Raw genomic sequence first — 21,429 nt, 5'->3', positions numbered from 1 at the left:
CCCGCCACAGACGCACCTTCTGCCCGCTCCACCGCAGGCGCCACCCCGCACCGCTCCGCCGCAGGCGCCACCCTCACCGATCCGCCGACCGCGGCGGATCGGATCCCTCCGTGGCCCGCCGCAGTCGGACACCTGCCACGGCGCGCGGCTCGGTCCCGCTCATGGGATCCGGTAGCCGACGCCCGTCACGGTTTCCACGACGGGCGGGTCTCCGAGCTTGCGGCGCAGCTTGAGCACCGCGAGCCGGACGGCGCCGGTGAAGGGGTCGGCGTGTTCGTCCCACGCCTTCTCCAGGAGTTGCTCGGCGGAGACCGGGGCGCCCTCGGCGCGCAGCAGCTCGGCCAGCACGGCGAACTCCTTCTTCGACAGGGGGACGTATCGGCTGCCCCGGAACACCTCGCCCCGGGCGGGATCGAGGGTGAGCCCCGCCCGGCGCAGCACGGGAGGTGCCGCGGGCCGCGAGCGCCTCCCCAACGCCAGGACACGGGCGGTGAGTTCGGCGAAGGCGAAGGGTTTGACGAGGTAGTCGTCGGCGCCGAGACCGAGGCCGAGAACCCGGTCGGTGACCTCGGCCGCCGCGGTGAGCATCAGCACCCGCGCGGTCGACTCGGAGGCGACCAGCTCGCGGCACACGTCGTCGCCGTGCACGCGCGGCAGGTCCCGGTCGAGAACGACCACGTCGTAGTCGACGACTGTCGCACGTTCCAGTGCCGCCGCGCCGTCGTACGCCGTGTCGACCGCGTGGGCGTGACCGCGCAGCCATTCCGCTATCGCGTCGGCGAGCATCGGTTCGTCCTCGACCACCAGTACCCGCATTCGGGTCACGCCTTTCTCCGGGGAGAGCGCTCAGCAGGGCCCAGAGTGCCGGGAGCCGTGTTTCTTTTCCGTTAGTGATCGTCCGGTGCTCGCCGGCAGTCCCCGTATGAGCGAGCACTCAAGTGCCATGGAAACGCTGGGGAAACACCCGCTGCTGTTGCCTCCTGGCGTGCGGCCGGAGAGCACCTCCGGCCCCGGGACGAGGAGACGACGCGATGCGGACGCTGACCCGCGGCACACTGGCCGCCCTCCCCGCCGCGCTGGCCCTGGCGCTGGCGCTTTCGGGGTGCGGCTCCGGCGGCGACACCGTGAAGACCGGTGCGGCGGCGAGCAAGAGCTCGCGCGAGGACCAGGGCGTCAAGTTCGCGCAGTGCCTGCGTGAGCACGGCGTGGACGTGGAGGACCCGGAGCCCGGAAAGGGCATCCGGATCACCGGTCATCTGCCCAAGAGCCAGATCGACAAGGCCATGGAGGACTGCCGCAAGTACGACCCCATGCAGAACGGGGACGCCAGTGCGGACCCCGAGATGGAGCAGAAGGTACGCAAGCTCGCCCAGTGCATGCGCGACAACGGCGTCGAGGACTTCCCCGACCCCGAGAACGGCGGCATCCAGATCACGAAGGACATCGCCGACGACCCCGACTTCGCGAAGGCGCAGAAGAAGTGCGACAAGTACGCCCCTTCGGGCAGCGGCCCCTCCAACGACCAGGCCGGCGATGAGTGAGGCGACGGTCGTGCCCGAGGACACGTCAGCAGAGCTTCACCCTCCGTCCGAGCCGGACCGCCCCCGTCGCCACCGGCGTCGCGGACGCAGAGCCGTCGTCGCGGTGGGCGTGCTCGCCGCGGTCGGCGGGGCGGCCGCCGCGGGGCTCGGGTTCGCCGGACGCGACGGCTCCGGCGGCGGCTCCGCCGCCGGGCTCCCCCCGGCCACCGCCGACGTGACCCGCCAGACCCTCAAGGACAGCCAGTCCGAGGACGGCGAGCTCGGCTACGGCACGGCGAGCGCCGCGGCCGGCCGCGTCCCCGGCACGCTCACCCGTCTCCCGGACGCCGGCGAGAGGATCAGCCGGGGCGAGGCGCTGTACGAGGTGGACGACAAGCCCGTCACCCTGATGTACGGCGCGACTCCCGCGTACCGCGACCTGAAGCCCGGCGTCGAAGGGGCGGACGTCGGGCAGTTGGAGCGGAATCTCAAGGCGCTGGGCTACTCCGGATTCACGGTCGACGACGAGTACACCGACGCCACCGCCGACGCGATACGGCGGTGGCAGGAGGACCACGGGCTGGACGAGACCGGCGTCGTGGAGCTCGGCCGCGTGGTGTTCGCTCCGGGAGCCGTCCGCGTGGATTCCCTGGACGCCCAGGAGGGTGCGGCGACGGCGCCTGGCCAGAAGGTGCTCTCGTACACCGGCACCGCCCAGGTCGTCAGCCTCGAACTCGACACCGCGGACAAGCGGTTGGCCAAGAAGGGCACGAAGGTCGCCGTCGAGCTGCCGGACGGCACCCGCGTGGAGGGGCGCGTCCAGGACGTCTCCACCGTGGTCGATCCCGGCAACGGCGGAGACCAGGAGGCGACGACCAAGGTGAAGGTGACGGTCGCGCTCAGCGGCGCCAAGGCGCAGCGGACGGCCGCGTCCTATGTGCTGGCCGCGGTGCATGTCTTCTTCACGGCGGGCGAGCGCAAGAACGTCCTCACCGTTCCGGTCGCCGCGCTCGTCGCGCTTCCGGCAGGCGGTTTCGGCGTCGAGGTCGTACGGGGGTCGACCACGGCGTACGTCCCTGTCGAGACGGGGCTGTTCGCGAACGGGCGGGTGGAGATCACCGGCGAGGGGATCGCCCAGGGCACGAAGGTGGGGATGCCCGCATGATCTCGCTGACCGATGTCACCAAGGTCTACCCGGGCGAGGTCACCGCGCTGGCCGGGGTGACGCTGACCATCGCGCGCGGTGAACTCGTCGCGATCGTGGGCCCGTCGGGCTCCGGCAAGTCGACCATGCTCCATATGCTCGGCACCCTCGACCGGCCCACCTCGGGCAGCGTCCGGGTCGAGGGGTACGACGCGGGCGCGCTGTCGGACGCCCGGCTCTCGGCGCTCAGGGCGCGGCGCATCGGCTTCGTCTTCCAGCGGTTCCATCTGGCGGGCGGGACAACGGCGTTGGAGAACGTGGCCGACGGTCTGCTGTACTCGGGGCTGCGGCCGGCCGAGCGCCGTCGTCGTGCGGCCGCGGCGCTGCGCCGGGTGGGCCTGGACCACCGTATGCACCACGAGCCTCACGAGCTGTCCGGCGGCGAGCGGCAGCGCGTCGCCGTGGCCCGCGCGGTGGCCGGGGACCCTCCGCTGCTGCTCGCCGACGAGCCGACGGGCGCGCTGGACTCCGTGTCGGGCCTGGGTGTGATGAGGCTGCTGCGCGATCTGCACGCCACCGGGACCACGGTCGTGATCATCACCCACGACCGGGAGATCGCGGCGTCGCTGCCGCGGCGGGTGCGGATGCGGGACGGCCGGGTGGTCGAGGACTCGGCCGGCGAGGCGGTGGGGGCCTCAGGAGAAGTGGGCCCCCCGGCCGCGGGTTCGCGGGAGGCGGTCCGATGACCACGGAGGTACTGCGCCCCGCCCGGCTCGGCCCCGCCGACGTCGTCAGAGTCGGTGCCGTCGGTCTGCGCACCCGGCCGCTGCGGGCCTTCCTTTCGGCTCTCGGCATCGCGATCGGCATCGCGGCGATGGTCGCCGTCGTCGGTATCTCGTCCTCGTCCCGCGCCGATCTGGACCGCGCGCTCGCGGCCCTCGGCACCAATCTGCTCACGGTGTCACCGGGGAGCAGTCTGACCGGCGGCCAGGCCCAACTTCCCTCCACCGCCGAGAAGATGGTTTCCCGCATCGAAGGTGTGCAGTCCGTGTCGGCGGTCGGCAGGACGGCGGACGCGAAGGTCTATCGCACCGACCGGATCCCCGAGGCGCAGACCAACGGGATCGCGGTGTACGCGGCCCGCACCTCGCTACGGGCCACGGTCGGCGCCGAGTTGGCGAGCGGCACCTGGCTGAACGGCGCCACGGGCCACTACCCGGCGACCGTGCTCGGCGCGACGGCCGCCGCGCGGCTGGGTATCGGCCACGCGAGCCCGGACACTCAAGTACTGGTCGGCGGCAGCTGGTTCACGGTCATCGGAATCCTCCAACCAGTGCCGCTGACACCGGAGTTGGACACGGCGACGCTGGTCGGCTGGCCCGTGGCCGAGTCGGAGCTGGGCTTCGACGGTCATGCCACCAAGGTCTACACGCGCTCCGCCGACGCGGCCGTCCCCTCGGTCCGCTCCGTGCTGGGCGCCACCGCCAACCCCGAGGCGCCGAGCGAGGTCCAGGTCTCGCGCCCATCGGACGCGCTCGCCGCCCAGCAGGCCGCAGGCGAGGCGTTCACCGGTCTGCTGCTCGGCCTGGGTGCGGTGGCTCTGCTCGTCGGCGGTGTGGGCGTGGCCAACACGATGGTCATCTCGGTCCTTGAGCGCCGGGCCGAGATCGGGCTGCGCCGCTCGCTGGGCGCGACGCGAGGACAGATCCGTACGCAGTTCCTCGCCGAGTCGCTGCTGCTGTCCGCCCTCGGCGGCGCGGCCGGCGCCCTGCTGGGCGTGGCCGTCACCACCGGGTACGCCCTTTACCAGGGCTGGCCGGCCGTCATACCGCCGTGGGCGCCGGCCGGCGGCATCGCGGCCACCTTGGTGATCGGCGGCCTGGCCGGGCTGTACCCGGCGATCCGCGCGGCACGGCTGTCGCCGACCGAGGCGCTCGCCACACCCTGAAGTCCCGTACGCGGCCTACGAGTCCACCAGCTCCGGCTGGTGCTCGATGTCGTAGGCCGCGCGCGACTCGGCGATCGTGACGCGGTGCCGCTCGGCCCAGTCCGTCAGTGACAGCAGGGTGGTGTGCAACTCGCGGGCCACCGGAGTGAGTTCGTACTCGACCTTCGGCGGGACCGTCGGATACACGGTCCGGGTGAGGAGTCCGTCGCGCTCCAGATTGCGCAGAGTGAGGGTCAGCATGCGGCGGCTGATTCCCTCCACGCTCCGCTCCAGCTCGGTGAAGCGGATCGGGCCGTGCGCGGCGGCCACGATGATCAGCACGCTCCATTTTCCGGCGACCCTGTCAAGAACTTCGCGGACCGGGCAGGCCTGCGCGAGCACTGCCTGCGAGGTAACACCGGTGTTCCCCTGGGACATCGAAGTGCCTCCTTATGCCGGACTCCATGGTCACCCACGATGAACCCCGTTACAAGTCGTGCACTTATGGAGAAAGCAGAGGTCATCGCCATGCTGTCGCGGAGCGAGTCACCGACACCACGAACGTACTCCCGCTGGGCCTCGCTCGTCGTCCTGTGTGCCGGAACGCTGATGACGATCCTGGACGGCAACATCGTCACGGTCGCGATGCCCGCGATCCAGGGCGATCTCGGCTTCTCGGGCCCGGGGCTGGCCTGGGTCGTGAACGCGTATCTGATCCCCTTCGGCGGGCTGCTGCTCCTGGTGGGGCGGCTCGGTGATCTGGTGGGCCGCAGGCGGATGTTCGCCGCCGGGCTCGCCGTGTTCACCGCGGCGTCCGTGCTGTGCGGGGTCGCCACCAGCCAGGGCATGCTCGTCGCGGCCCGCGCGCTGCAAGGGGTCGGCGGGGCGATGACCTCGGCCGTGGTCCTCGGCATGCTGGTCGCGCTCTTCCCGGAGCCGCGCGAACAGGCCCGCGCCATCGCGGTGTTCAGCGCGGTCGGCGCGGCGGGCGGGGCGCTCGGCACGTTCCTCGGCGGAGCGCTGACGCAGGCCCTCAACTGGCACTGGATCTTCCTGATCAACCTGCCGATCGGGGTGGTGGCCTGGGTCGCCGCCCTGCGGATTCTCGCCCCGGACAAGGGAGTCGGCCTCGGCAAGGGGGCCGACTACCCGGGTGCGGCCCTGGTCACGAGTGCGCTGATGCTGACGGTGTACGCGATCGTGGGCGCCGGCGACCGGGGGCTCGGCGGCAACCTGACGCTGGCGGCCGTCTCGCTCGCCCTCTTCGTGGCGTTCACCCTGCGCCAGGCGCGCACCGCCCGCCCCCTGCTCCGGCTGCGGCTCTTCCGCTCCCGTGCCCTGACGAGTGCCAACGGCGTCCAGATCCTGATGATCGCCGGGATGTACGGCTTCCAGTACATCGGCGCGCTCTACCTCCAACGCGTCCTGGGCTACAGCGAGTTGCTCACCGGCACCGCGTTCCTGCCCGCACCGATCGCGATCGGGGCGCTGATGCTCGGCCTGTCGGCGCGCACCATCGCCCGTTTCGGCCCGTACCGCGTGCTGCTCGCCGGGCTCGCGCTCATCACGGCGGGCATGGCCCTGCTCAGCCGGGCCCCGGTCGACGGGACCTACGTCGCCGACGTGCTGCCCCCGCTGCTTCTGCTCGCCGCCGGTTTCGCGGCCGCGATGCCCGCGGTGACGGGGCTCGCCATGTCGGGTGCGCGCCCAGAGGACGCGGGACTGGCTTCGGGTCTCTTCAACACCACGCAGGTGGTGGGCGGTTCACTGGGTCTCGCGGTCCTCACGACGCTGGCGGCGAGCCGTACGGAGAGCCTGATCAGCGGGGGCGAGCAGGTCGTGGCGGCGACGGCGGACGGCTACCGTCTGGCGTTCACCGTGGCCACGGGCATCGCGACGGCGGCTCTGGCACTGGCGGCCGTACTCCTGCGCCCCGGACGCGCCTCCTCCACCCCCGTGGTGGAGGAGACACCCCCCGTCGCCGGGGAAACACCGGCCGCGGCGGCCGGGACAGCCGGGGCCGGGTCCGTCCGTCAGTCCCGCGCGAACGCCTCCGCGTGATCGTGCGCCCACTGGGCATACGTACGCGGCGCCCGGCCCAGCACCTGGCGTACGTCCTCCGTCACCACCGCGTTGCCGCCCCGGCGGACGTACGCCGTGCCCGCCAGGACGCTCTCGGCGTAGGTCTCGGATATGCCGGCTTCGAGGAACTGCGCGCGGAGGGCGTCCGGGGGTACGTCCACGGTGGCGACCGGGCGGCCGAGGACCTCGGCGAGGGTGGCGGCCTGGTCGGCGGTGGTGAGGAGTTCGGGTCCGGTCAGGGTGTAGACGCGGCCGGTGTGCCCCGGCGCGAGCAGCGCCTCGGCGGCGACCTCGGAGACATCGCGCGGGTCGATGACGCCCTGCGTGCCGGTCCCGGTCATGTTGGGCACCGGGTCGCCGGAGTGGATCGCCGCCGCCCAGCTCAGGGTGTTGGAGGCGAACGACGAGGGGCGCAGGACCGTCCACTCCAACCCGCTTGCCTGGACGGCCTGTTCACCCCCGAGGTGCCAGTTGCTCACCGGACCGAGGGCCGGGTCGCCGGTGCCGATGGCCGAGAGTTTCACCACCCGGCGTACGCCCGCCGCACGTGCCGCCGCGACCAGCGCGGCGTCGGCGTCCGCGTCGCCGGGCCCGAGGACGCCCACCGCGAACAGGGCGGACGCCCCGGACATCGCGGCCTCGACGGAAGCGGGCTCGTGGTAGTCGCCGCGCACCACCTCGACCCCGGCGGGTACCCGCGCACGGGCGGGGTCCCGGGTCAGCGCGCGGGCCTTCTCGCCGCGCGCCGCGAGCTGTCGCAGGAGTTCACTGCCGATGGTGCCCGTGGCACCGGTCACTAGGATCATGCCCCTCACCGTGCCGAGCCGATGCCGCCCGGCTCTAGGAAATTCCGGCACGGTTCACGGGCCCGGCCGAAGCCGGGGCACGTCTACGGTGGAGAGATGACCACCACGCAGGAGACGAAGCCCGGCGCGAACGGTCTCGTCGAGGCACCCCTGACGCTGCCCGAGGAGCTGCTCCCCTGGTTCGTCGACGCCGGTTTCACCTCCGTCGACGGCGATCTGCGCGAACCTTTCGCCCATGTCCCGGACGCGGCAACGAAGATGGTGGTGCGGGTCGAGGAGAACGGCCGTCGCGATGTGCTGGTGGTGGGACCGCGTACCCGGGCCTCGTACCACGCGAGCAAGCGGCTGGCCTCCTGCGTGCAGCTGCGTCTCGGGCCGGGCGCGGCACGCCCGTTGCTCGGCGTACCGGCGGTCGATCTGGTGGGACGGGTCGCGCCGCTCGGCGCCTTTCCCGGCATTCCTGCCCGCCGACTGGCGGACGAACTGCTCCCGTTGGACCCCGAGCAGGTGGTCCCCCATCTGGCGGAGGCCCTGCCCGAGCGGCTCGCCCCTGCCGACCCCACGCGTACCGGGCTGCTGCGGGCCGCGGTCGAGGCCATGTCGACGGAGGAAGGCCATGTCCCCATAGGGGTACGGACGTTGGCCGACCGTCTCGCCGTCAGCGAGCGTCAGCTGCGCAACCTCTTCGCGGACGGTGTCGGCGTCTCCCCCAAGCATTACGCCCGCATCGCCCGCGTACGCCACATCCTCACGCACGCCCGCCGGTCCCCGGGCACTCCCTGGGCCCAACTGGCCGCCGCCACGGGATACTACGACCAGTCGCACATGACCGCCGACTTCCGCACGCTGATGGGCGTCCCGCCGACGTCCTTCTTCACCGGGCGGCTTCCGGCGGCGCGGCCTTGTCAGGCGTTCGGGTCGGCACCGGCACTTGGTTGAAGCCGTAGTAGACCGCGATCAGGCCGTGCGCGGCCAGGGTCAGCGGGGCGGAGACGTAGGCCAGGGCGACCGTGGCGGGATAGGCGAGGGAGCCGAGGGCGAAGCGGACGCGGGTGCGGCGGGCGGCCTCGACGTCGACGCGGCTGTCGAAGAGGTGGCCCGTGCGGGTGAGGTGCCACCACAGGGCCTGGAAGCTCAGGGCCATCGCGACCATGACCATGCTGTAGACGGCGGCCGCGACATGGGATGCCTTGTCCTCGCGCAGATACTCCGCGAGCATCGCCGTCGGCCAGGGCACGGCGGCCACGACCATCAGGACGAGCAGGTTCAGGAACATCAGCGTGCGGTCGATCCGGGCGACGTAACTGAAGACCTGGTGGTGGTTGATCCACATGATGCCGATGACCAGGAAGCTGACGACGTAGGCGGCGTACGAGGGCCATTGCGCGCCGAGCGCGTGCCACAGTCCGCCGTGCTCGCCGGTCTCCGGGACCTTGATCTCCAGGATCAGCAGCGTGATGGCGATGGCGAAGACGCCGTCGCTGAAGGCCTCCACACGGCCCGACTCGTTCATGACCGACTCTCCCCGTTGTGACCGTGTCTGTGCATCACTCATGTGCCGCCTGTGCGCTCAGACCGTAGCCCAGTACCGCTCGGCAGTCGGCACGGGATCGTCAACTCGCCCTGCCCTGACGGGTGTACGCCACCCCCAATCTCTGGTAGGAAACTTTCCTAACAGTACGCGCCAACGACACACTCCCCTCATCGGAGGTACCGTGCACACCCCCCACATACGCACTTCGCGTCGCACCCTGCTCGCCCTGATCGGAGCTTCCCTGGTGGCAGGCCCCGTCCTCGCGACCCAGTCCGCGACCGCCGCGGCGGCCGGTCTGGACGACCCGGCGAAGAAGGAGATCGCCATGAAGCTGGTCTCCAGCGCGGAGAACTCCTCGCTGGACTGGAAGGCGCAGTACAAGTACATCGAGGACATCGGCGACGGACGCGGCTACACCGCCGGGATCATCGGCTTCTGTTCCGGCACCGGCGACATGCTCGACCTCGTCGAGCTCTACACACAGCGCAAGCCCGGCAACGTCCTGGCCAAGTACCTGCCCGCGCTGCGCGACGTGAACGGCAGCGACTCCCACGAAGGCCTGGACCCCGGCTTCCAGGGCGACTGGCGCAGGGCGGCCCAGGACTCGGCGTTCCAGCAGGCCCAGAACGACGAGCGGGACCGCGTCTACTTCAACCCGGCCGTCAAGCAGGGCAAGGCCGACGGCATCGGCGTACTCGGCCAGTTCACGTACTACGACGCCATCGTGATGCACGGCGACGGCGGCGACAGCACCAGCTTCAGCAGCATCCGCCGGCGGGCACTGGCCAAGGCCCAGCCGCCGTCCCGGGGCGGCAACGAGGTGACGTATCTGAACGCCTTCCTCGACGCGCGGGTGTGGGCCATGAAGCAGGAGGAGGCCCACTCCGACACCAGCAGGGTGGACACCGAGCAGCGGGTCTTCCTGCGCAAGGGGAACCTGAACCTGAACACACCGCTGGACTGGAAGGTGTACGGGGACAGCTACCACATCGGCTGACGGAGGGACCGGGACGGCGGAGGGCGCGGCACCCAGGGGTACCGCGCCCTCCGTTTGCCCGTGCCGTCAGTGGGCGGGGACCGCCTTGAGGTCCTCGCCCGCCTCCATGGGATGGGTCACCTCGTCCGCGTCCCGCCCCTTGCCGAGGTGGTTGAAGACGAGGTTGAGGGCCACGGCCGCGATGCAGCCCGTCGAGATGCCCGAGTCCAGGACGATCTTCGCGGTCTCCGGGAACGCGTGGTAGAACTCCGGCGCGGTGATCGGGATGATGCCCACCGCGAGCGACACGGCGACGATCAGGACGTTGTTGTCCTTCTCCAGGCCCGCCCGGACGAGGGTCTGGATGCCGCTGGCCGCGACCGAGCCGAAGAGGACGACGCCCGCTCCGCCGAGGACGGGACGCGGTACGACGGCGATGAGCGAGGCGGCCATCGGGCACAGGCCCATCAGCACCAGGAAACCGCCGCCGGTGGCGACGACGTACCGGCTGCGGATCCGCGTCATCGCGACCAGGCCGATGTTCTGCGCGAAGGCGCTGCACATGAAGCCGTTGAACAGCGGGCTGAGCGCCGAGCCGAGGGTGTCGGCGCGCAGGCCCGCCGCGATGGTCTTCTCGTCGGCGGGGCGCTCGACGATCTCGCCCAACGCCAGCATGTCCGCGGTCGATTCGGTCATCGAGACCACCATGACCACGATCATCGAGACGATCGCGGCGACCTGGAACTGCGGGGCGCCGAAGTGGAACGGCGTCGGGAAGCCGACGACGTCCGCGTCGGCCACCGGGCTGAAGTCCGTGACGCCGAAGGGGATCGCGACGAGCGTGCCGATGACCAGGCCGAGCAGCACGGCGATCTGCTTGACGAAGCCGCGGGTGAAGCGGCGCAGCAGCAGCACGATGACGAGCGTCGCCGCCGCCAGCCCCAGGTAGGTCGTCGAACCGTAGTCGTCCGCCGCGGGGTTGGGGCCCTGCGCCCAGCCGAAGGCGACCGGCAACAGCGAGACACCGATGAGGGTGATCACGGAGCCGGTGACGACGGGCGGGAAGAAGCGGACCGCCTTGCTGAAGAACGGGGCGGCTATGAACCCGAGGACGCCGGCGACGATGACCGCGCCGAAGATGATCGGCAGCGCGTCGCTCTTGTCCTTGGTGGAGGCGACGACCGCGGTCATGGGCGCGACACCGGCGAAGGTGACTCCGTTGACGAACGGCAGCCTGGCGCCGATCTTCCAGAAGCCGAGGGTCTGCAGGAAGGTGGCGAGGCCCGCGGTGAACAGGCAGGCGCCGGTCAGGAAGGTCAGTTCGGTGGCGGACAGGCCGATGGCCGCGCCGACGATCAGGGGTGGGGCGACGACTCCCGCGTACATGGCGGCCACGTGCTGCAGGCCGGTGGTCGCCATCTTCAGGGGTGGGAGTTTCTCGTCGACTGGGTGCTTGGAGTCGGCGGTTGGGGCTGGTATTGCATCGGTGCTCGGCTCGGGCTGGTCGGCCACGGCGGCTCCTCCGGTCGGTTACACGTCGGCATTGACGCGGGGTTCAGGGAGGTGATGCGCGGTCGTGCGGGACCGGGACGATGACCGCGACAAAAGGGATCTTTGTCACGGAGACCGTTCCGGGGAGCAGGCGCGTCCACGCACGCTCCCCGGAGACGGCCGCCATGGACCCCGCTCGGGCCCACGGCTACCGGCTGAGGGCCGTCCCCCTCAGCCGGAGATCTTCAACTGTTCAGGCCTGCGCGGCGATCCGCGCGAGGCGCTGCGCCTCGTCCCGCGTGGAGCGGGCGATGGCGTCCTCGTCGACGTGCAGCAGGCGGCTGTCCTCGACGACCGGCTTGCCGTTGACGAGCGAGAGGGTGACCGGGGCCGCCGCGCCGAAGACCAGCGCGGTCACCGGGTCGGCGATCGAGGCGTGGGCCAGGGTGTCCAGCTTCCACAGCACGATGTCGGCGAGCTTGCCCGGCTCCAGGGAGCCGATCTGCGAGGCGCGGCCCAGGACCTGGGCGCCGCCGTACGTCCCGAGGCGCAGCGCCTGACGGGCGTTCAGGGCGGCCTCACGGTGGGCGCCGAGGCGGTTGATCAGCAGGGCGTTGCGCAGCTCGGTGTGCAGCTCGCCCGACTCGTTGGAGGCGGTGCCGTCGACGCCGAGGCCGACCGGGACGCCGGCCGCCAGCATGTCGGGGACGCGGGCGATGCCGGCCGCCAGACGGGCGTTGGAGGACGGGCAGTGCGCCACACCGGTCTTCGTGCGGGCGAAGGCGGCGATGTCGGAGTCGTTCATGTGGACGCAGTGCGCCATCCACACGTCCTCGCCGAGCCAGCCGGTCGACTCGAAGTACTCGGTCGGGCCCATGCCGAACAGTTCCTTGCAGAACTGCTCCTCCTCGACGGTCTCCGAGCCGTGCGTGTGCAGCCGTACGCCCTTGCGGCGGGCCAGCTCGGCGCCCTGCTTCATGAGTTCGGTGGAGACGGAGAAGGGCGAGCAGGGCGCGACGGCGATCTGCGTCATGGCGTCGAAGGACGCGTCGTGGTGCTCGTCGACGGTCGCCTCGGTGGCGGCGAGGGCGCCTTCGAGGGTCTCGACGGCGAAGTCCGGCGGCAGCCCGCCGTCCTTCTCGCTGCGGTCCATGGAGCCGCGGGCGAGGGTGAAGCGGACGCCCATCTCGCGGGCGGCCCGGATGATGGCGCCGGAGAGGTCGCCGGAGCCCTTCGGGAAGACGTAGTGGTGGTCCATGGCGGTGGTGACGCCGCCGCGGGCCATCATGGCGAGGGAACCTTGCGCGGCGGAGTACGCCATCTGCTCGTCGATGCGCGCCCAGGTCGGGTAGAGCGCGACGAGCCAGTTGAAGAGGTTGTGGTCCGTGGCGAGGCCGCGGGTGATCCACTGGTAGAAGTGGTGGTGGGTGTTGACCAGGCCGGGGGTGGCCAGGTGCCCGGTGCCGTCGATGCGGCGGACCACGTTCTCCAGGTTCTCGGGGGCCTTGCCCGCGCCCACCGACTCGATCTTGTTGTCGGCGACGACGATGTGGCCCGAGGTGTACTCGGTGTCACCCGCGTCCACGGTCGCGATGGAACAGTTCTCGATCACGATGCGCGAAGCTGCCACGGTGGTTCCTCGTTCTTCCCATTGGCGGACGGACCCGGGGGTCGAGCGGGGTGACGACCGGGTCCGTGGTGCTGTTGTTGCGCAGATGCCCCCGCTCTCCCCTGGGACTTGACGCCGGCGCACGCGTCGGGGCTGGAGCAGCAGGACTACTGGGTGCAGTCCTACAGGTTGGTGAGGTCGACCGGGATGTGCGGCTCGCAGCCGTCGCGCAGGATGGTGGCCTCGATGAGGCCGTACGGACGGTCGGCCGCGAAGTAGACAGCCCCATCGGCGGTATCGTTCTCGAGCCCGAACGGCTTGAGGTCGACCAGGAAGTGGTGCTTGTTCGGGAGGGAGAAGCGGACCTCGTCGATCTCACTGCGGTTGTTGATGATCCGCGAACCCATTTGGTAGAGGGTCTGCTGGAGCGAGAGCGAGTACGTCTCCGCGAAGGCCTGGAGCATGTGCTTCCTGACCTGGTCGTAGGACTTCTCCCAGTTGGGCATCTTCTGCTCGTCGCCGCTCCAGTTGAAGCGCCAGCGGGCGGAGACCTGGGTGGCCAGGATGCGGTCGTACGCCTCCTGGAGCGTCGTGTACTTGTCCTTGACGTAGCCCCAGAACTCGGAGTTCGTCGAGTTCATCACGACGAGGTCCTTCAGGCCGGAGATGACCTCCCACTTCTCACCGTCGAAGGTGATCTGGGTGACCCGGGTCTCCTGGCCCTTGCGTACGAAGGAGTGCTTGACCTCGTCGGCGCCGATGAACTTGGAGTTGGCGTCCGAGGTCTCGATCCGCTCCCAGGCGTACTCCTCGATGCGGATGCGCGCCGTCTTGATCGGCTCCTGGCTCGTCACGAAGTGCCGGGCCAGGTGGATGCCGAACTGCTCGGCGGACTCGATGCCGTACTCCTTGGCGAAGGCGTACACCGTGTTCTTGGTGGTGTCCGTCGGCAGGACGTTCGCGTTGGAGCCCGAGAGGTGGACCTCCTGCATGTCGCCGCTCAGCGCGACCGACACGTTCAGGTCCTTGATGTGGTGCGTGTCGCCGTCGCGGGTGATCTTGACGACGCGGTTCTCGGCCTTGCCGTACTGGTTCTGTCCCAGAATCGTGGGCATGTCTGCTAGCTCCCTCGGTAAACGGAGTAGCCGAACGGGTTGAGCAGCAGCGGTACGTGGTAGTGCTCGCCCGGTTTGACGGCGAAGGTAATCGCCACCTCGGGGAAAAACGCGCCGCTGTCCCGATTCGCGGGGGCGTCCTGCTGCGCATCGGCTTGCTTTTTCTCGAAGTACGCCTCGACCTCGAAGTCGAGCCGTACGTGGGTCGTCCCCTCCGGCAGCGCCGGAAGATCCTTGCACCGGCCGTCCGCGTCGGTCGCGGACCCGCCGAGCGCCTGCCAGTGCGCGTCACGCCCGGAGCGGGCCGCGAGCTGGATGGCGACGCCCTCGGCGGGGCGGCCGACGCTGGTGTCCAGGATGTGCGTGGACACGGAGGCCGTGGTGTCGGTGCTCATGCCTCATCTTCCTGTACGAGATTGGTCAGACGGATGCGGTTGATCTTGCCCAGCTCGGAGCGGACGATCTCGCGCTCCTGCTCGGGCGAGTTGCCGATCCGCTCCTTGACCGCGTCCCGCATCTGCTCGCCGGTCCGGCCGGTGGCGCAGATGAGGAAGACGTGGCCGAACCTCTCCTGGTAGGCCAGGTTCAGTTCGAGCATCTGAGCCTTGAGCTCCTCGGAGGCGCCGGCCATGCCGCGCTGCTCCCGGGAGGAGGTCGGGTCACCGGGCTTCGGCCGCCCGATCGGCGGGTGCCCGGCCATCGCCTCCTCCAGGTCCGCGGTGGTCAGCTCGGCCATGGCGGCGTCGCTCGCGGCGAAGAGGTCGTCGGCGGTGGCGTAGGGGCGGCGGGCGAGCAGGGCGCTCCCCCAGGCCGATGAGGCGCACGCCTCGTGGAGGGCGGCGAGGGCCGCGCGCTCCTCCAGGGCGTTGAACCGGGCGAGACCGCCAGGTGTCGTACTCGAAGTCACGGGAAGCCTCCGTGGCCTTGTTCTGGACGGGCTGCGGATAGCTAACGCCCTCGGAAACACCACGTCAACACTTTGTTGAAAACTTCGGGTAACAAAAACCGCCGCCCGGGAAGTCCGGACGGCGGCGGGTCGCACAGGTGCACGCAAGAGGCGCGAGTCACTGACCCTTCGCGGCGTTTTCCCTGTTCAGGTAGTTGTAGACGGTGAAGCGGCTCACTCCGAGCGCGCCCGCCACGGTCTCCACACCGTGCCGCACGGAGAAGGCTCCGCGCGCTTCCAGTATGCGCACGACCTCCTGCTTGGCCTTGCGGTCGAGATCGGCCAGCGGCTTGCCCTGCTTGCGCTCCAAGGCGGCCAGGATGTGGTCGAGGGAGTCGGCGAGCTGGGGCAGGCGTACGGCGACGACGTCCGTACCCTCCCAGGACAGCACGACGTCGTCGGCGCCGGCCTGGTCGGGCGGCAGCATCTCGCCCCCCATGGCGTCGACCAGCGGCTTGACCGCCGTCACGAAGGGGTCGTCCCCGATACCGGTCACTTATCACCCTCCCCGGCAGCGTCTACGACGTTCACCTGGAGCGAGACCCTGGTGGCGCCCGCCTCCAGAGCCTTGCGCAGCAGCGCGTCGACCGCGGTGAGCACCGCGTCCGCGCCGCCCTCCGCGGTGTTGCCGAACGGGCCGACGTCCACGGCGTCCAGTTCGGCCGCCTCGATGACCTCGCGGGCGACCAGCGCATGCCGGGGCGCCTCGTCGAGGTCGAAGGGCTCGGTCGTGAACTCCACTCTCAATCGCACGGGCTCAACCTACTGCGCGACGCGGATTTCCCGGCAGCCCCCTCTTGACAAGCCGCGACACACGACGGCAATCTTCCATTAAGCAGAAACGAACTTCCGCAATACGGAATCACTCGAACGGAAGGGAGCGCCGACCCCATGCCGGCTTCTAAATCGGGCACAGCCGCAGAGCAGCGCTTCAACGTCAACCTGTCGATCCTCTTCACGGAACTCCCGCTCCTGGAGCGCCCCGCGGCCGCCGCCGCGGCGGGCTTCGGCGCGGTCGAGCTGTGGTGGCCCTGGGTCGACTCCGCCACCCCCGAGCAGTCCGAGCTCGACGCCCTCAAGAAGGCGATCGAGGACGCGGGCGTCCAGCTGACGGGCCTGAACTTCTACGCCGGGCAGCTGCCGGGCCCGGACCGGGGCGCACTGTCGATCCCCGGCGCGGAGTCCGAGAAGTTCCGCGCCAACATCGACGTGGCCGCTGACTTCGCCCAGTCGCTGGGCTGCAAGGCCCTCAACGCCCTGTACGGCAACCGCGTCGAGGGCGTGGACCCGGCCGAGCAGGACGCGCTCGCACTGGAGAACCTGGTGCTCGCGGCCCGGGCCGCCGACCGGATCGGCGCGATCCTCCTGATCGAGACCCTGAACAAGCCCGAGTCGCCCAACTACCCGCTGGTGACCGCCCCGGCCGGCGTCGACGTGGTCGACAAGGTCAACGAGGGGACCGGGCTCGGCAACGCCAAGTTCCTCATGGACCTCTACCACCTGTCCATGAACGGCGAGGACCTGCCGGCGGTGATCGAGCAGTACGCGTCGAAGACCGGCCACGTACAGATCGCCGACAACCCCGGCCGCGGCGCCCCCGGCACCGGCACCCTCCCCCTGGAAGACCTCCTCGACCAGCTGGGCAAGGCCGGTTACGAGGGCTGGGTCGGCCTGGAGTACAAGCCGGGCGACCGCCCGAGCGCGGAGGCCTTCGACTGGCTGCCCGCCGAGGCCCGAGCCGCCCGCTGAGCGGCAACTCATCGACGTATCACAGCAGTTAGAGAGGCACCCTCATGAGCAGCACTCTTCCCAAGGTGGCATGGATCGGTCTCGGCATCATGGGCTCCCCCATGTCGGAGAACCTGATCAAGGCCGGGTACGACGTCACCGGCTTCACGCTGGAGCAGGACAAGCTGGAGCGCCTGACGGCCGCCGGCGGCAAGGCCGCCGGCTCGATCGCCGAGGCCGTGCGTGACGCCGACGTCGTGATCACGATGGTGCCCGCGTCCCCGCAGGTCGAGGCCATCTCGTACGGTCCTGACGGCATCCTGGAGAACGCGAGGTCCGGCGCGCTGCTGATCGACATGTCGTCGATCACGCCGCAGACCTCCGTGGACCTCGCGAAGGCGGCGAAGGACAAGGACATCCGCGTCCTGGACGCCCCGGTGTCCGGCGGCGAGGCCGGTGCCGTCGAGGCCGTGCTGTCGATCATGATCGGTGGCGAGCAGGCCGACTTCGACGAGGCCGAGCCGATCTTCGAGGCGCTCGGCAAGACCATCGTGCTGTGCGGTCCGCACGGCTCGGGTCAGACCGTGAAGGCGGCCAACCAGCTGATCGTCGCCGTGAACATCCAGGCGTGCGCCGAGGCCGTGGTCTTCCTGGAGAAGTCCGGCGTGGACCTGAAGGCCGCGCTCGACGTCCTCAACGGCGGCCTGGCGGGCTCCACCGTGCTGACGCGCAAGAAGGACAACTTCCTGAACCGCGACTTCAAGCCGGGCTTCCGTATCGACCTGCACCACAAGGACATGGGCATCGTCACGGACGCCGCCCGCAATGTCGGTGCCGCGCTGCCGGTCGGCGCCGTGGTCGCCCAGCTCGTCGCCTCGCTGCGTGCGCAGGGCGACGGCGGCCTGGACCACTCCGCGCTGCTGCGCGCGGTCGAGCGCCTCTCCGGCGCACAGATCTGAGCCCTCCCCGACTTCCGGGCCGCGGCGGCGCTGACACCTGTCCTGTCGCGCCCAAGCGCCGCCGCGGCCCGGATTCATCTGCTTCATCTGCACCACAACCGACCTTCAACAAACTGTTGACGTTCAGATCACCCCGAACCTAGGCTCCACAAAGCGGAAGGTCCACAAAGCGGAAGAAGATTTCCGCAGACGCCGCTGCCCCCTCGTACGGAAGGTCCCTGATGTCGAAGCGCGTGCTCACGACCGAGTCCGGCGCCCCGGTCGCCGACAACCAGAACTCCGCCACCGCCGGCGTCGGTGGCCCGCTCCTCCTCCAGGACCAGCACCTCCTGGAGAAGCTCGCCCGGTTCAACCGCGAGCGCATCCCGGAGCGCGTGGTGCACGCCCGCGGATCCGGTGCGTACGGCTACTTCGAGGTGACCGACGACGTCACGGGCTTCACGTACGCCGACTTCCTGAACAGCGTCGGCAAGCGCACCGAGGTCTTCCTGCGCTTCTCGACCGTGGCCGACAACCTCGGTGGCGCGGACGCGGTCCGCGACCCGCGCGGCTTCGCGCTGAAGTTCTACACCGAGGACGGCAACTACGACCTCGTCGGGAACAACACGCCGGTCTTCTTCATCAAGGACCCGATCAAGTTCCCCGACTTCATCCACTCGCAGAAGCGCGACCCGTTCACGGGCAAGCAGGAGCCGGACAACGTCTGGGACTTCTGGGCTCACGCCCCCGAGGCCACGCACCAGATCACCTGGCTGATGGGCGACCGCGGCATCCCGGCCTCGTACCGCCACATGAACGGCTACGGCTCGCACACCTACCAGTGGACGAACGCCGAGGGCGAGGCCTTCTTCGTCAAGTACCACTTCAAGACGAACCAGGGCATCCGCAGCCTGTCGAGCGAGCAGGGCGCCGAGATCGCGGGCAAGGACCCGAACTCGCACCAGACGGACCTGCTCCAGGCCATCGAGCGGGGCGTGAATCCGTCCTGGACGCTGTACGTCCAGATCATGCCGGCGGCGGAAGCGGCGGACTACCGCTTCAACCCCTTCGACCTCACCAAGGTGTGGCCGCACAAGGACTACCCGCTGCAGCGGGTGGGCCGCCTGGTCCTGGACCGCAACCCCGACAACGTCTTCGCCGAGGTCGAGCAGGCCGCGTTCTCCCCGAACAACTTCGTTCCGGGCATCGGCCCCTCCCCCGACAAGATGCTCCAGGGCCGCCTGTTCGCCTACGCGGACGCGCACCGCTACCGCCTGGGCGTCAACCACACCCAGCTGGCCGTGAACGCCCCGAAGGCGACGACGGCGGACAACTACGGCCGCGACGGCCTCATGGCGTCCAACGCACAGGGCCGCGCCGCCAAGAACTACGAGCCCAACTCGTACGACGGCCCCGCCGAGACCGGCCGCCCGCTGTCGGCCCCGCTCGCGGTGAACGGCCACACGGGCACCCACGAGGCCCCGCTGCACACCAAGGACGACCACTTCTTCCAGGCGGGTGAGCTGTACCGCCTGATGTCGGCCGAGGAGCGGTCCCGGCTGGTCGCGAACATCGCCGGCGGCCTCTCGCAGGTCTCCCGCGACGACGTGATCGAGAAGAACCTCGCCCACTTCCACGCCGCCGACCCGGAGTACGGCAAGCGCGTGGAGGAGGCGGTCCGCGCCCTGCGCGAGGACTGAGTCCGTCGACACCCAGCCCGTGTGCGGTCCCTGACGGGAGGTCAGGGCCGTACGCGCAGCCCGCGAGGACCGAGCGACCCGGATGAGGGGTGGTCCTCGGTACGGCGGGCGAAGCAAGGACCGCGGCGGCGTGCGAGCCAGTGCGGTGGTGAAGGTCCCGAGACCCCCTTCTCGACCTGAGGGAAGGACAGTCCCGGTTCCGTCGCATCCGCCGCGGTCCCAGCCTCATGGCACGATCACCGACTCCGTCCGGCGGCGCGAACGTCCTGTCGCGCCCAGCCTCGCGCCGTCGGACGGCAACAACCTCACAGCTTCACCGGCCCAGAGCGCCGGGTGCGGACGGTCCCGTACCCGGCGCTCTGCTGTGTGCCCGTGCTCCGGTCCGGGTGCGCGGGTGTGTTCAGGGTGCGGATTCCGCCGTCGCGCAGCAGCCTGAAGGCATGGACTATCCCAGCATCATCGTGCACACCCCGGGTCTGGACGGGTCCCGGAGGGTCACCGCGGGGGACAAGACGCTCGGTATCGCGTATCACCTCGACGACGTCGTCGAGATCCTGCGCCAGGCCGATGTCGACCTGGACGAGATCGAGGTCGACGAGAGCGACATCATCGACTGGCAGGGCGGCGGCCCCGACGACTGGCCGGGCCTGTCGGAGCACCCGGCCCAATGAGGACCGCTGCCGCCCGGCCCGGACGTGCACAAACGGACTCCAGACGTACACAACCGGGCGTAGACGTCCTACGGAACCCTCAAATCAAGCTCTGAACACTGCCCCAGGGGCTTCAACTCACCCCGGATGAGGGCACATTCTCGGCACACGGGGCCCGCCGGCACGGGGGCGGCGGGCCCCGTAACGGGGGTACGGGGGTACGGGGGTACGGGGGTACGGGGGTAGCACCATGGTCAGGAGCGCGGCGGTCGGGCTTGAGGCTCAGGCCGTCGCGCTGCTGCGTGGTGGGCCCTGCATCGGCTTCAGCGACGGCGGGGCCGGCTGGGGCGAAGGCCCGGACTGAGCGCCCACGGATCCTTCAGGAACGGCAGGGTGTGGCGCAGGAAGAGGTCCGGACGTTCGTTGTACGGCTCATGGGCGGTCGGCAGCAGGACACGCACCGTGTGCACAGGGAGCGCCCGCACGGCACGGCGGCCGTCCAGGAGCGCGGGGACGACCGGGTCGCGTCTCCCCCACAGCAGCAGGATCGGCACGTCCAGGACGGCCGGGTCCGCCACGCCGAAGTCCGGGTCCGCGAGGCCCCGCCAGATGGCGCAGTGCACCGCCAGCCGCCGGGCGTCTCGCGGTAGTTGACGGGCGCGCGCAAACGTCGCCCGGGAGCTCGGCGTGCCGAGCCGGCCCAGGTACGCGCGGGCCAGCGGGACGACCAGTCGGCGGGCACGGGCCGGGCGGCCCATCACCTCGCGGCAGAACCAGCAGGTGAGGGCGGTGTGCCGGGTGAAGCCCGCCGGGTCGACCAGGACGAGCGCCGTCACCGACCCCGCGCGGCGCCCCTCGGCGAGACGGCAGGCGACGTAACCCCCGACGCTGTTGCCGAGTACGGCGATCTCGCGGACGCCCTGCTCATCGGCGAGCGCGTCGAGGACCCGCTCTGCGGCCTCCACCAGCCGTTCAGGGGTGACCAGTTGGGGTTCGGGCGCCGTGGACTCCCCGTAGCCGGGCCAGTCGACGACGAACGTACGGTGGCGGTCCGCGAGGGCGGGCAGGACGGCGTCGTAGTCGCGGCCGTCCCCGGGGTTGGCGTGCAGAAGCAGCAGCGCGGGGGCACCGGGCGCGCCGTGGCAACGGACGGCGATGTCGCCCAGGGGCGTGGGGACGGTCATTCGCATGGGGCGAGGATGCCGGGTCGGTGGGGGCGTGTGAAGACCGCCCGGACACGGCGAAGGGGCGGCTCACCCCCCG

At 70.5% G+C, this 21,429-nt stretch carries 23 protein-coding genes; 11 read left to right on the top strand and 12 right to left on the bottom strand.

What is annotated here, in order from left to right:
* Positions 1 to 159: 159 nt before the first annotated feature.
* Complete coding sequence (locus AB5J50_RS39425; protein ID WP_369265639.1) at positions 160 to 816, bottom strand: response regulator transcription factor; 657 nt, start codon at positions 814 to 816, stop codon at positions 160 to 162.
* 215 nt (positions 817 to 1,031) lie between these two features.
* Between AB5J50_RS39425 and AB5J50_RS39420 the strand changes: the two genes are divergently transcribed.
* From AB5J50_RS39420 to AB5J50_RS39405, 4 genes are read left to right on the top strand one after another with little or no spacing between them, the layout of a single operon-like run.
* Entirely contained in the window at positions 1,032 to 1,541 is a 510-nt protein-coding gene (locus AB5J50_RS39420) for a hypothetical protein (RefSeq protein ID WP_369263460.1), read from the top strand.
* Positions 1,534 to 2,685, top strand: a complete 1,152-nt coding sequence (locus AB5J50_RS39415) for a peptidoglycan-binding protein (RefSeq protein WP_369263459.1) — start codon at positions 1,534 to 1,536, stop codon at positions 2,683 to 2,685. Before AB5J50_RS39420 ends, AB5J50_RS39415 begins: the two co-directional genes overlap by 8 nt.
* Positions 2,682 to 3,410 (top strand): ABC transporter ATP-binding protein, encoded by a 729-nt coding sequence (locus AB5J50_RS39410; RefSeq protein ID WP_369263458.1) that lies wholly within the window; start codon positions 2,682 to 2,684, stop codon positions 3,408 to 3,410. The genes AB5J50_RS39415 and AB5J50_RS39410 overlap by 4 nt, the downstream gene beginning before the upstream one ends.
* Entirely contained in the window at positions 3,407 to 4,612 is a 1,206-nt protein-coding gene (locus AB5J50_RS39405; RefSeq protein ID WP_369263457.1) for an ABC transporter permease, read from the top strand. The genes AB5J50_RS39410 and AB5J50_RS39405 overlap by 4 nt, the downstream gene beginning before the upstream one ends.
* Positions 4,613 to 4,627: 15 nt before the next feature.
* Here AB5J50_RS39405 and AB5J50_RS39400 read toward each other — a convergent pair whose 3' ends face one another.
* On the bottom strand, positions 4,628 to 5,029 hold the full coding sequence (locus AB5J50_RS39400; RefSeq protein ID WP_369263456.1) for a winged helix-turn-helix transcriptional regulator: 402 nt from the start codon (positions 5,027 to 5,029) through the stop codon (positions 4,628 to 4,630).
* Positions 5,030 to 5,095: 66 nt separating this feature from the next.
* Here AB5J50_RS39400 and AB5J50_RS39395 point away from each other — a divergent pair, with 66 nt between their 5' ends.
* Positions 5,096 to 6,652 carry an MFS transporter gene (locus tag AB5J50_RS39395; RefSeq protein WP_369263455.1) on the top strand — a complete coding sequence of 519 codons (1,557 nt, stop codon included), beginning with the start codon at positions 5,096 to 5,098 and terminating at the stop codon, positions 6,650 to 6,652.
* Here the strand turns inward: AB5J50_RS39395 and AB5J50_RS39390 are convergent.
* Entirely contained in the window at positions 6,625 to 7,488 is an 864-nt protein-coding gene (locus tag AB5J50_RS39390) for an NAD(P)H-binding protein (protein WP_369263454.1), read from the bottom strand. The two genes, AB5J50_RS39395 and AB5J50_RS39390, sit on opposite strands and share 28 nt — an antisense overlap.
* A gap of 87 nt (positions 7,489 to 7,575) precedes the next feature.
* Here AB5J50_RS39390 and AB5J50_RS39385 point away from each other — a divergent pair, with 87 nt between their 5' ends.
* Positions 7,576 to 8,418, top strand: coding sequence for a helix-turn-helix domain-containing protein (locus AB5J50_RS39385; protein WP_369263453.1), 843 nt, complete (start codon positions 7,576 to 7,578; stop codon positions 8,416 to 8,418).
* On the opposite strand, the gene AB5J50_RS39380 is transcribed toward AB5J50_RS39385, so the two are convergent.
* Positions 8,354 to 8,992, bottom strand: coding sequence for a TMEM175 family protein (locus AB5J50_RS39380; RefSeq protein WP_369263452.1), 639 nt, complete (start codon positions 8,990 to 8,992; stop codon positions 8,354 to 8,356). The genes AB5J50_RS39385 and AB5J50_RS39380 overlap by 65 nt on opposite strands.
* A gap of 202 nt (positions 8,993 to 9,194) precedes the next feature.
* Here AB5J50_RS39380 and AB5J50_RS39375 point away from each other — a divergent pair, with 202 nt between their 5' ends.
* Complete coding sequence (locus AB5J50_RS39375) at positions 9,195 to 10,010, top strand: chitosanase (RefSeq protein ID WP_369263451.1); 816 nt, start codon at positions 9,195 to 9,197, stop codon at positions 10,008 to 10,010.
* 66 nt (positions 10,011 to 10,076) lie between these two features.
* Here the strand turns inward: AB5J50_RS39375 and AB5J50_RS39370 are convergent, their stop codons facing one another.
* From AB5J50_RS39370 to AB5J50_RS39340, 7 genes are all read right to left on the bottom strand, one after another.
* Positions 10,077 to 11,408, bottom strand: a complete 1,332-nt coding sequence (locus AB5J50_RS39370) for a nucleobase:cation symporter-2 family protein (protein WP_369265638.1) — start codon at positions 11,406 to 11,408, stop codon at positions 10,077 to 10,079.
* Positions 11,409 to 11,733: 325 nt separating this feature from the next.
* Positions 11,734 to 13,110 (bottom strand): 8-oxoguanine deaminase, encoded by a 1,377-nt coding sequence (locus AB5J50_RS39365; RefSeq protein ID WP_369263450.1) that lies wholly within the window; start codon positions 13,108 to 13,110, stop codon positions 11,734 to 11,736.
* Positions 13,111 to 13,271: 161 nt separating this feature from the next.
* Positions 13,272 to 14,204 (bottom strand): factor-independent urate hydroxylase, encoded by a 933-nt coding sequence (gene pucL, locus AB5J50_RS39360; RefSeq protein ID WP_369263449.1) that lies wholly within the window; start codon positions 14,202 to 14,204, stop codon positions 13,272 to 13,274.
* 5 nt (positions 14,205 to 14,209) lie between these two features.
* Positions 14,210 to 14,599, bottom strand: coding sequence for a hydroxyisourate hydrolase (gene uraH / locus AB5J50_RS39355; RefSeq protein WP_327432839.1), 390 nt, complete (start codon positions 14,597 to 14,599; stop codon positions 14,210 to 14,212).
* A complete protein-coding gene (gene uraD / locus AB5J50_RS39350; protein WP_369263448.1) occupies positions 14,596 to 15,111 on the bottom strand; it encodes a 2-oxo-4-hydroxy-4-carboxy-5-ureidoimidazoline decarboxylase in 516 nt (171 codons plus the stop codon). Before uraD ends, uraH begins: the two co-directional genes overlap by 4 nt.
* Positions 15,112 to 15,268: 157 nt before the next feature.
* Positions 15,269 to 15,646 (bottom strand): helix-turn-helix domain-containing protein, encoded by a 378-nt coding sequence (locus AB5J50_RS39345; protein WP_327432837.1) that lies wholly within the window; start codon positions 15,644 to 15,646, stop codon positions 15,269 to 15,271.
* The gene (locus AB5J50_RS39340) at positions 15,643 to 15,903 is read right to left on the bottom strand and encodes a hypothetical protein (protein ID WP_369263447.1); all 261 of its coding nucleotides are present in this window, start codon (positions 15,901 to 15,903) and stop codon (positions 15,643 to 15,645) included. Before AB5J50_RS39340 ends, AB5J50_RS39345 begins: the two co-directional genes overlap by 4 nt.
* Before the next feature lie 138 nt (positions 15,904 to 16,041).
* Between AB5J50_RS39340 and AB5J50_RS39335 the strand changes: the two genes are divergently transcribed.
* The 4 genes from AB5J50_RS39335 to AB5J50_RS39320 all read left to right on the top strand — a co-directional run bounded on the left by AB5J50_RS39335 (position 16,042) and on the right by AB5J50_RS39320 (position 20,187).
* On the top strand, positions 16,042 to 16,899 hold the full coding sequence (locus tag AB5J50_RS39335; RefSeq protein ID WP_369263446.1) for a TIM barrel protein: 858 nt from the start codon (positions 16,042 to 16,044) through the stop codon (positions 16,897 to 16,899).
* 44 nt (positions 16,900 to 16,943) lie between these two features.
* The gene (locus tag AB5J50_RS39330) at positions 16,944 to 17,837 is read left to right on the top strand and encodes a 2-hydroxy-3-oxopropionate reductase (protein WP_369263445.1); all 894 of its coding nucleotides are present in this window, start codon (positions 16,944 to 16,946) and stop codon (positions 17,835 to 17,837) included.
* Between the two features lie 221 nt (positions 17,838 to 18,058).
* Positions 18,059 to 19,516, top strand: a complete 1,458-nt coding sequence (locus AB5J50_RS39325; RefSeq protein ID WP_327432833.1) for a catalase — start codon at positions 18,059 to 18,061, stop codon at positions 19,514 to 19,516.
* A 440-nt stretch (positions 19,517 to 19,956) separates the two neighbouring features.
* Positions 19,957 to 20,187, top strand: coding sequence for a hypothetical protein (locus AB5J50_RS39320; protein WP_369263444.1), 231 nt, complete (start codon positions 19,957 to 19,959; stop codon positions 20,185 to 20,187).
* A 302-nt stretch (positions 20,188 to 20,489) separates the two neighbouring features.
* Here AB5J50_RS39320 and AB5J50_RS39315 read toward each other — a convergent pair whose 3' ends face one another.
* Positions 20,490 to 21,356 (bottom strand): alpha/beta fold hydrolase, encoded by an 867-nt coding sequence (locus AB5J50_RS39315; RefSeq protein WP_369263443.1) that lies wholly within the window; start codon positions 21,354 to 21,356, stop codon positions 20,490 to 20,492.
* Positions 21,357 to 21,429 lie beyond the last annotated feature (73 nt).

The organism is Streptomyces sp. R35 (assembly GCF_041053035.1).
Classification (GTDB): Bacteria; Actinomycetota; Actinomycetes; order Streptomycetales; family Streptomycetaceae; genus Streptomyces; species Streptomyces lutosisoli.
The sequence above is the reverse complement of the archived record's forward strand: the minus strand, read 5'-3'. Positions and strand labels throughout refer to the sequence as shown.

Coding starts and splice junctions, on each gene's coding strand:
- AB5J50_RS39405 (WP_369263457.1), top strand. CDS start 3,407: ATGACCACGGAGGTACTGCGCCCCGCCCGGCTCGGCCCCGCCGACGTC.
- AB5J50_RS39330 (WP_369263445.1), top strand. CDS start 16,944: ATGAGCAGCACTCTTCCCAAGGTGGCATGGATCGGTCTCGGCATCATG.
- AB5J50_RS39320 (WP_369263444.1), top strand. CDS start 19,957: ATGGACTATCCCAGCATCATCGTGCACACCCCGGGTCTGGACGGGTCC.
- AB5J50_RS39370 (WP_369265638.1), bottom strand. CDS start 11,408: ATGGCGACCACCGGCCTGCAGCACGTGGCCGCCATGTACGCGGGAGTC.
- AB5J50_RS39400 (WP_369263456.1), bottom strand. CDS start 5,029: ATGTCCCAGGGGAACACCGGTGTTACCTCGCAGGCAGTGCTCGCGCAG.
- pucL (WP_369263449.1), bottom strand. CDS start 14,204: ATGCCCACGATTCTGGGACAGAACCAGTACGGCAAGGCCGAGAACCGC.
- uraH (WP_327432839.1), bottom strand. CDS start 14,599: ATGAGCACCGACACCACGGCCTCCGTGTCCACGCACATCCTGGACACC.
- AB5J50_RS39415 (WP_369263459.1), top strand. CDS start 1,534: ATGAGTGAGGCGACGGTCGTGCCCGAGGACACGTCAGCAGAGCTTCAC.
- AB5J50_RS39335 (WP_369263446.1), top strand. CDS start 16,042: ATGCCGGCTTCTAAATCGGGCACAGCCGCAGAGCAGCGCTTCAACGTC.
- AB5J50_RS39315 (WP_369263443.1), bottom strand. CDS start 21,356: ATGCGAATGACCGTCCCCACGCCCCTGGGCGACATCGCCGTCCGTTGC.
- AB5J50_RS39380 (WP_369263452.1), bottom strand. CDS start 8,992: ATGAACGAGTCGGGCCGTGTGGAGGCCTTCAGCGACGGCGTCTTCGCC.
- AB5J50_RS39410 (WP_369263458.1), top strand. CDS start 2,682: ATGATCTCGCTGACCGATGTCACCAAGGTCTACCCGGGCGAGGTCACC.
- AB5J50_RS39420 (WP_369263460.1), top strand. CDS start 1,032: ATGCGGACGCTGACCCGCGGCACACTGGCCGCCCTCCCCGCCGCGCTG.
- AB5J50_RS39425 (WP_369265639.1), bottom strand. CDS start 816: ATGCGGGTACTGGTGGTCGAGGACGAACCGATGCTCGCCGACGCGATA.
- AB5J50_RS39325 (WP_327432833.1), top strand. CDS start 18,059: ATGTCGAAGCGCGTGCTCACGACCGAGTCCGGCGCCCCGGTCGCCGAC.
- AB5J50_RS39395 (WP_369263455.1), top strand. CDS start 5,096: ATGGAGAAAGCAGAGGTCATCGCCATGCTGTCGCGGAGCGAGTCACCG.
- AB5J50_RS39385 (WP_369263453.1), top strand. CDS start 7,576: ATGACCACCACGCAGGAGACGAAGCCCGGCGCGAACGGTCTCGTCGAG.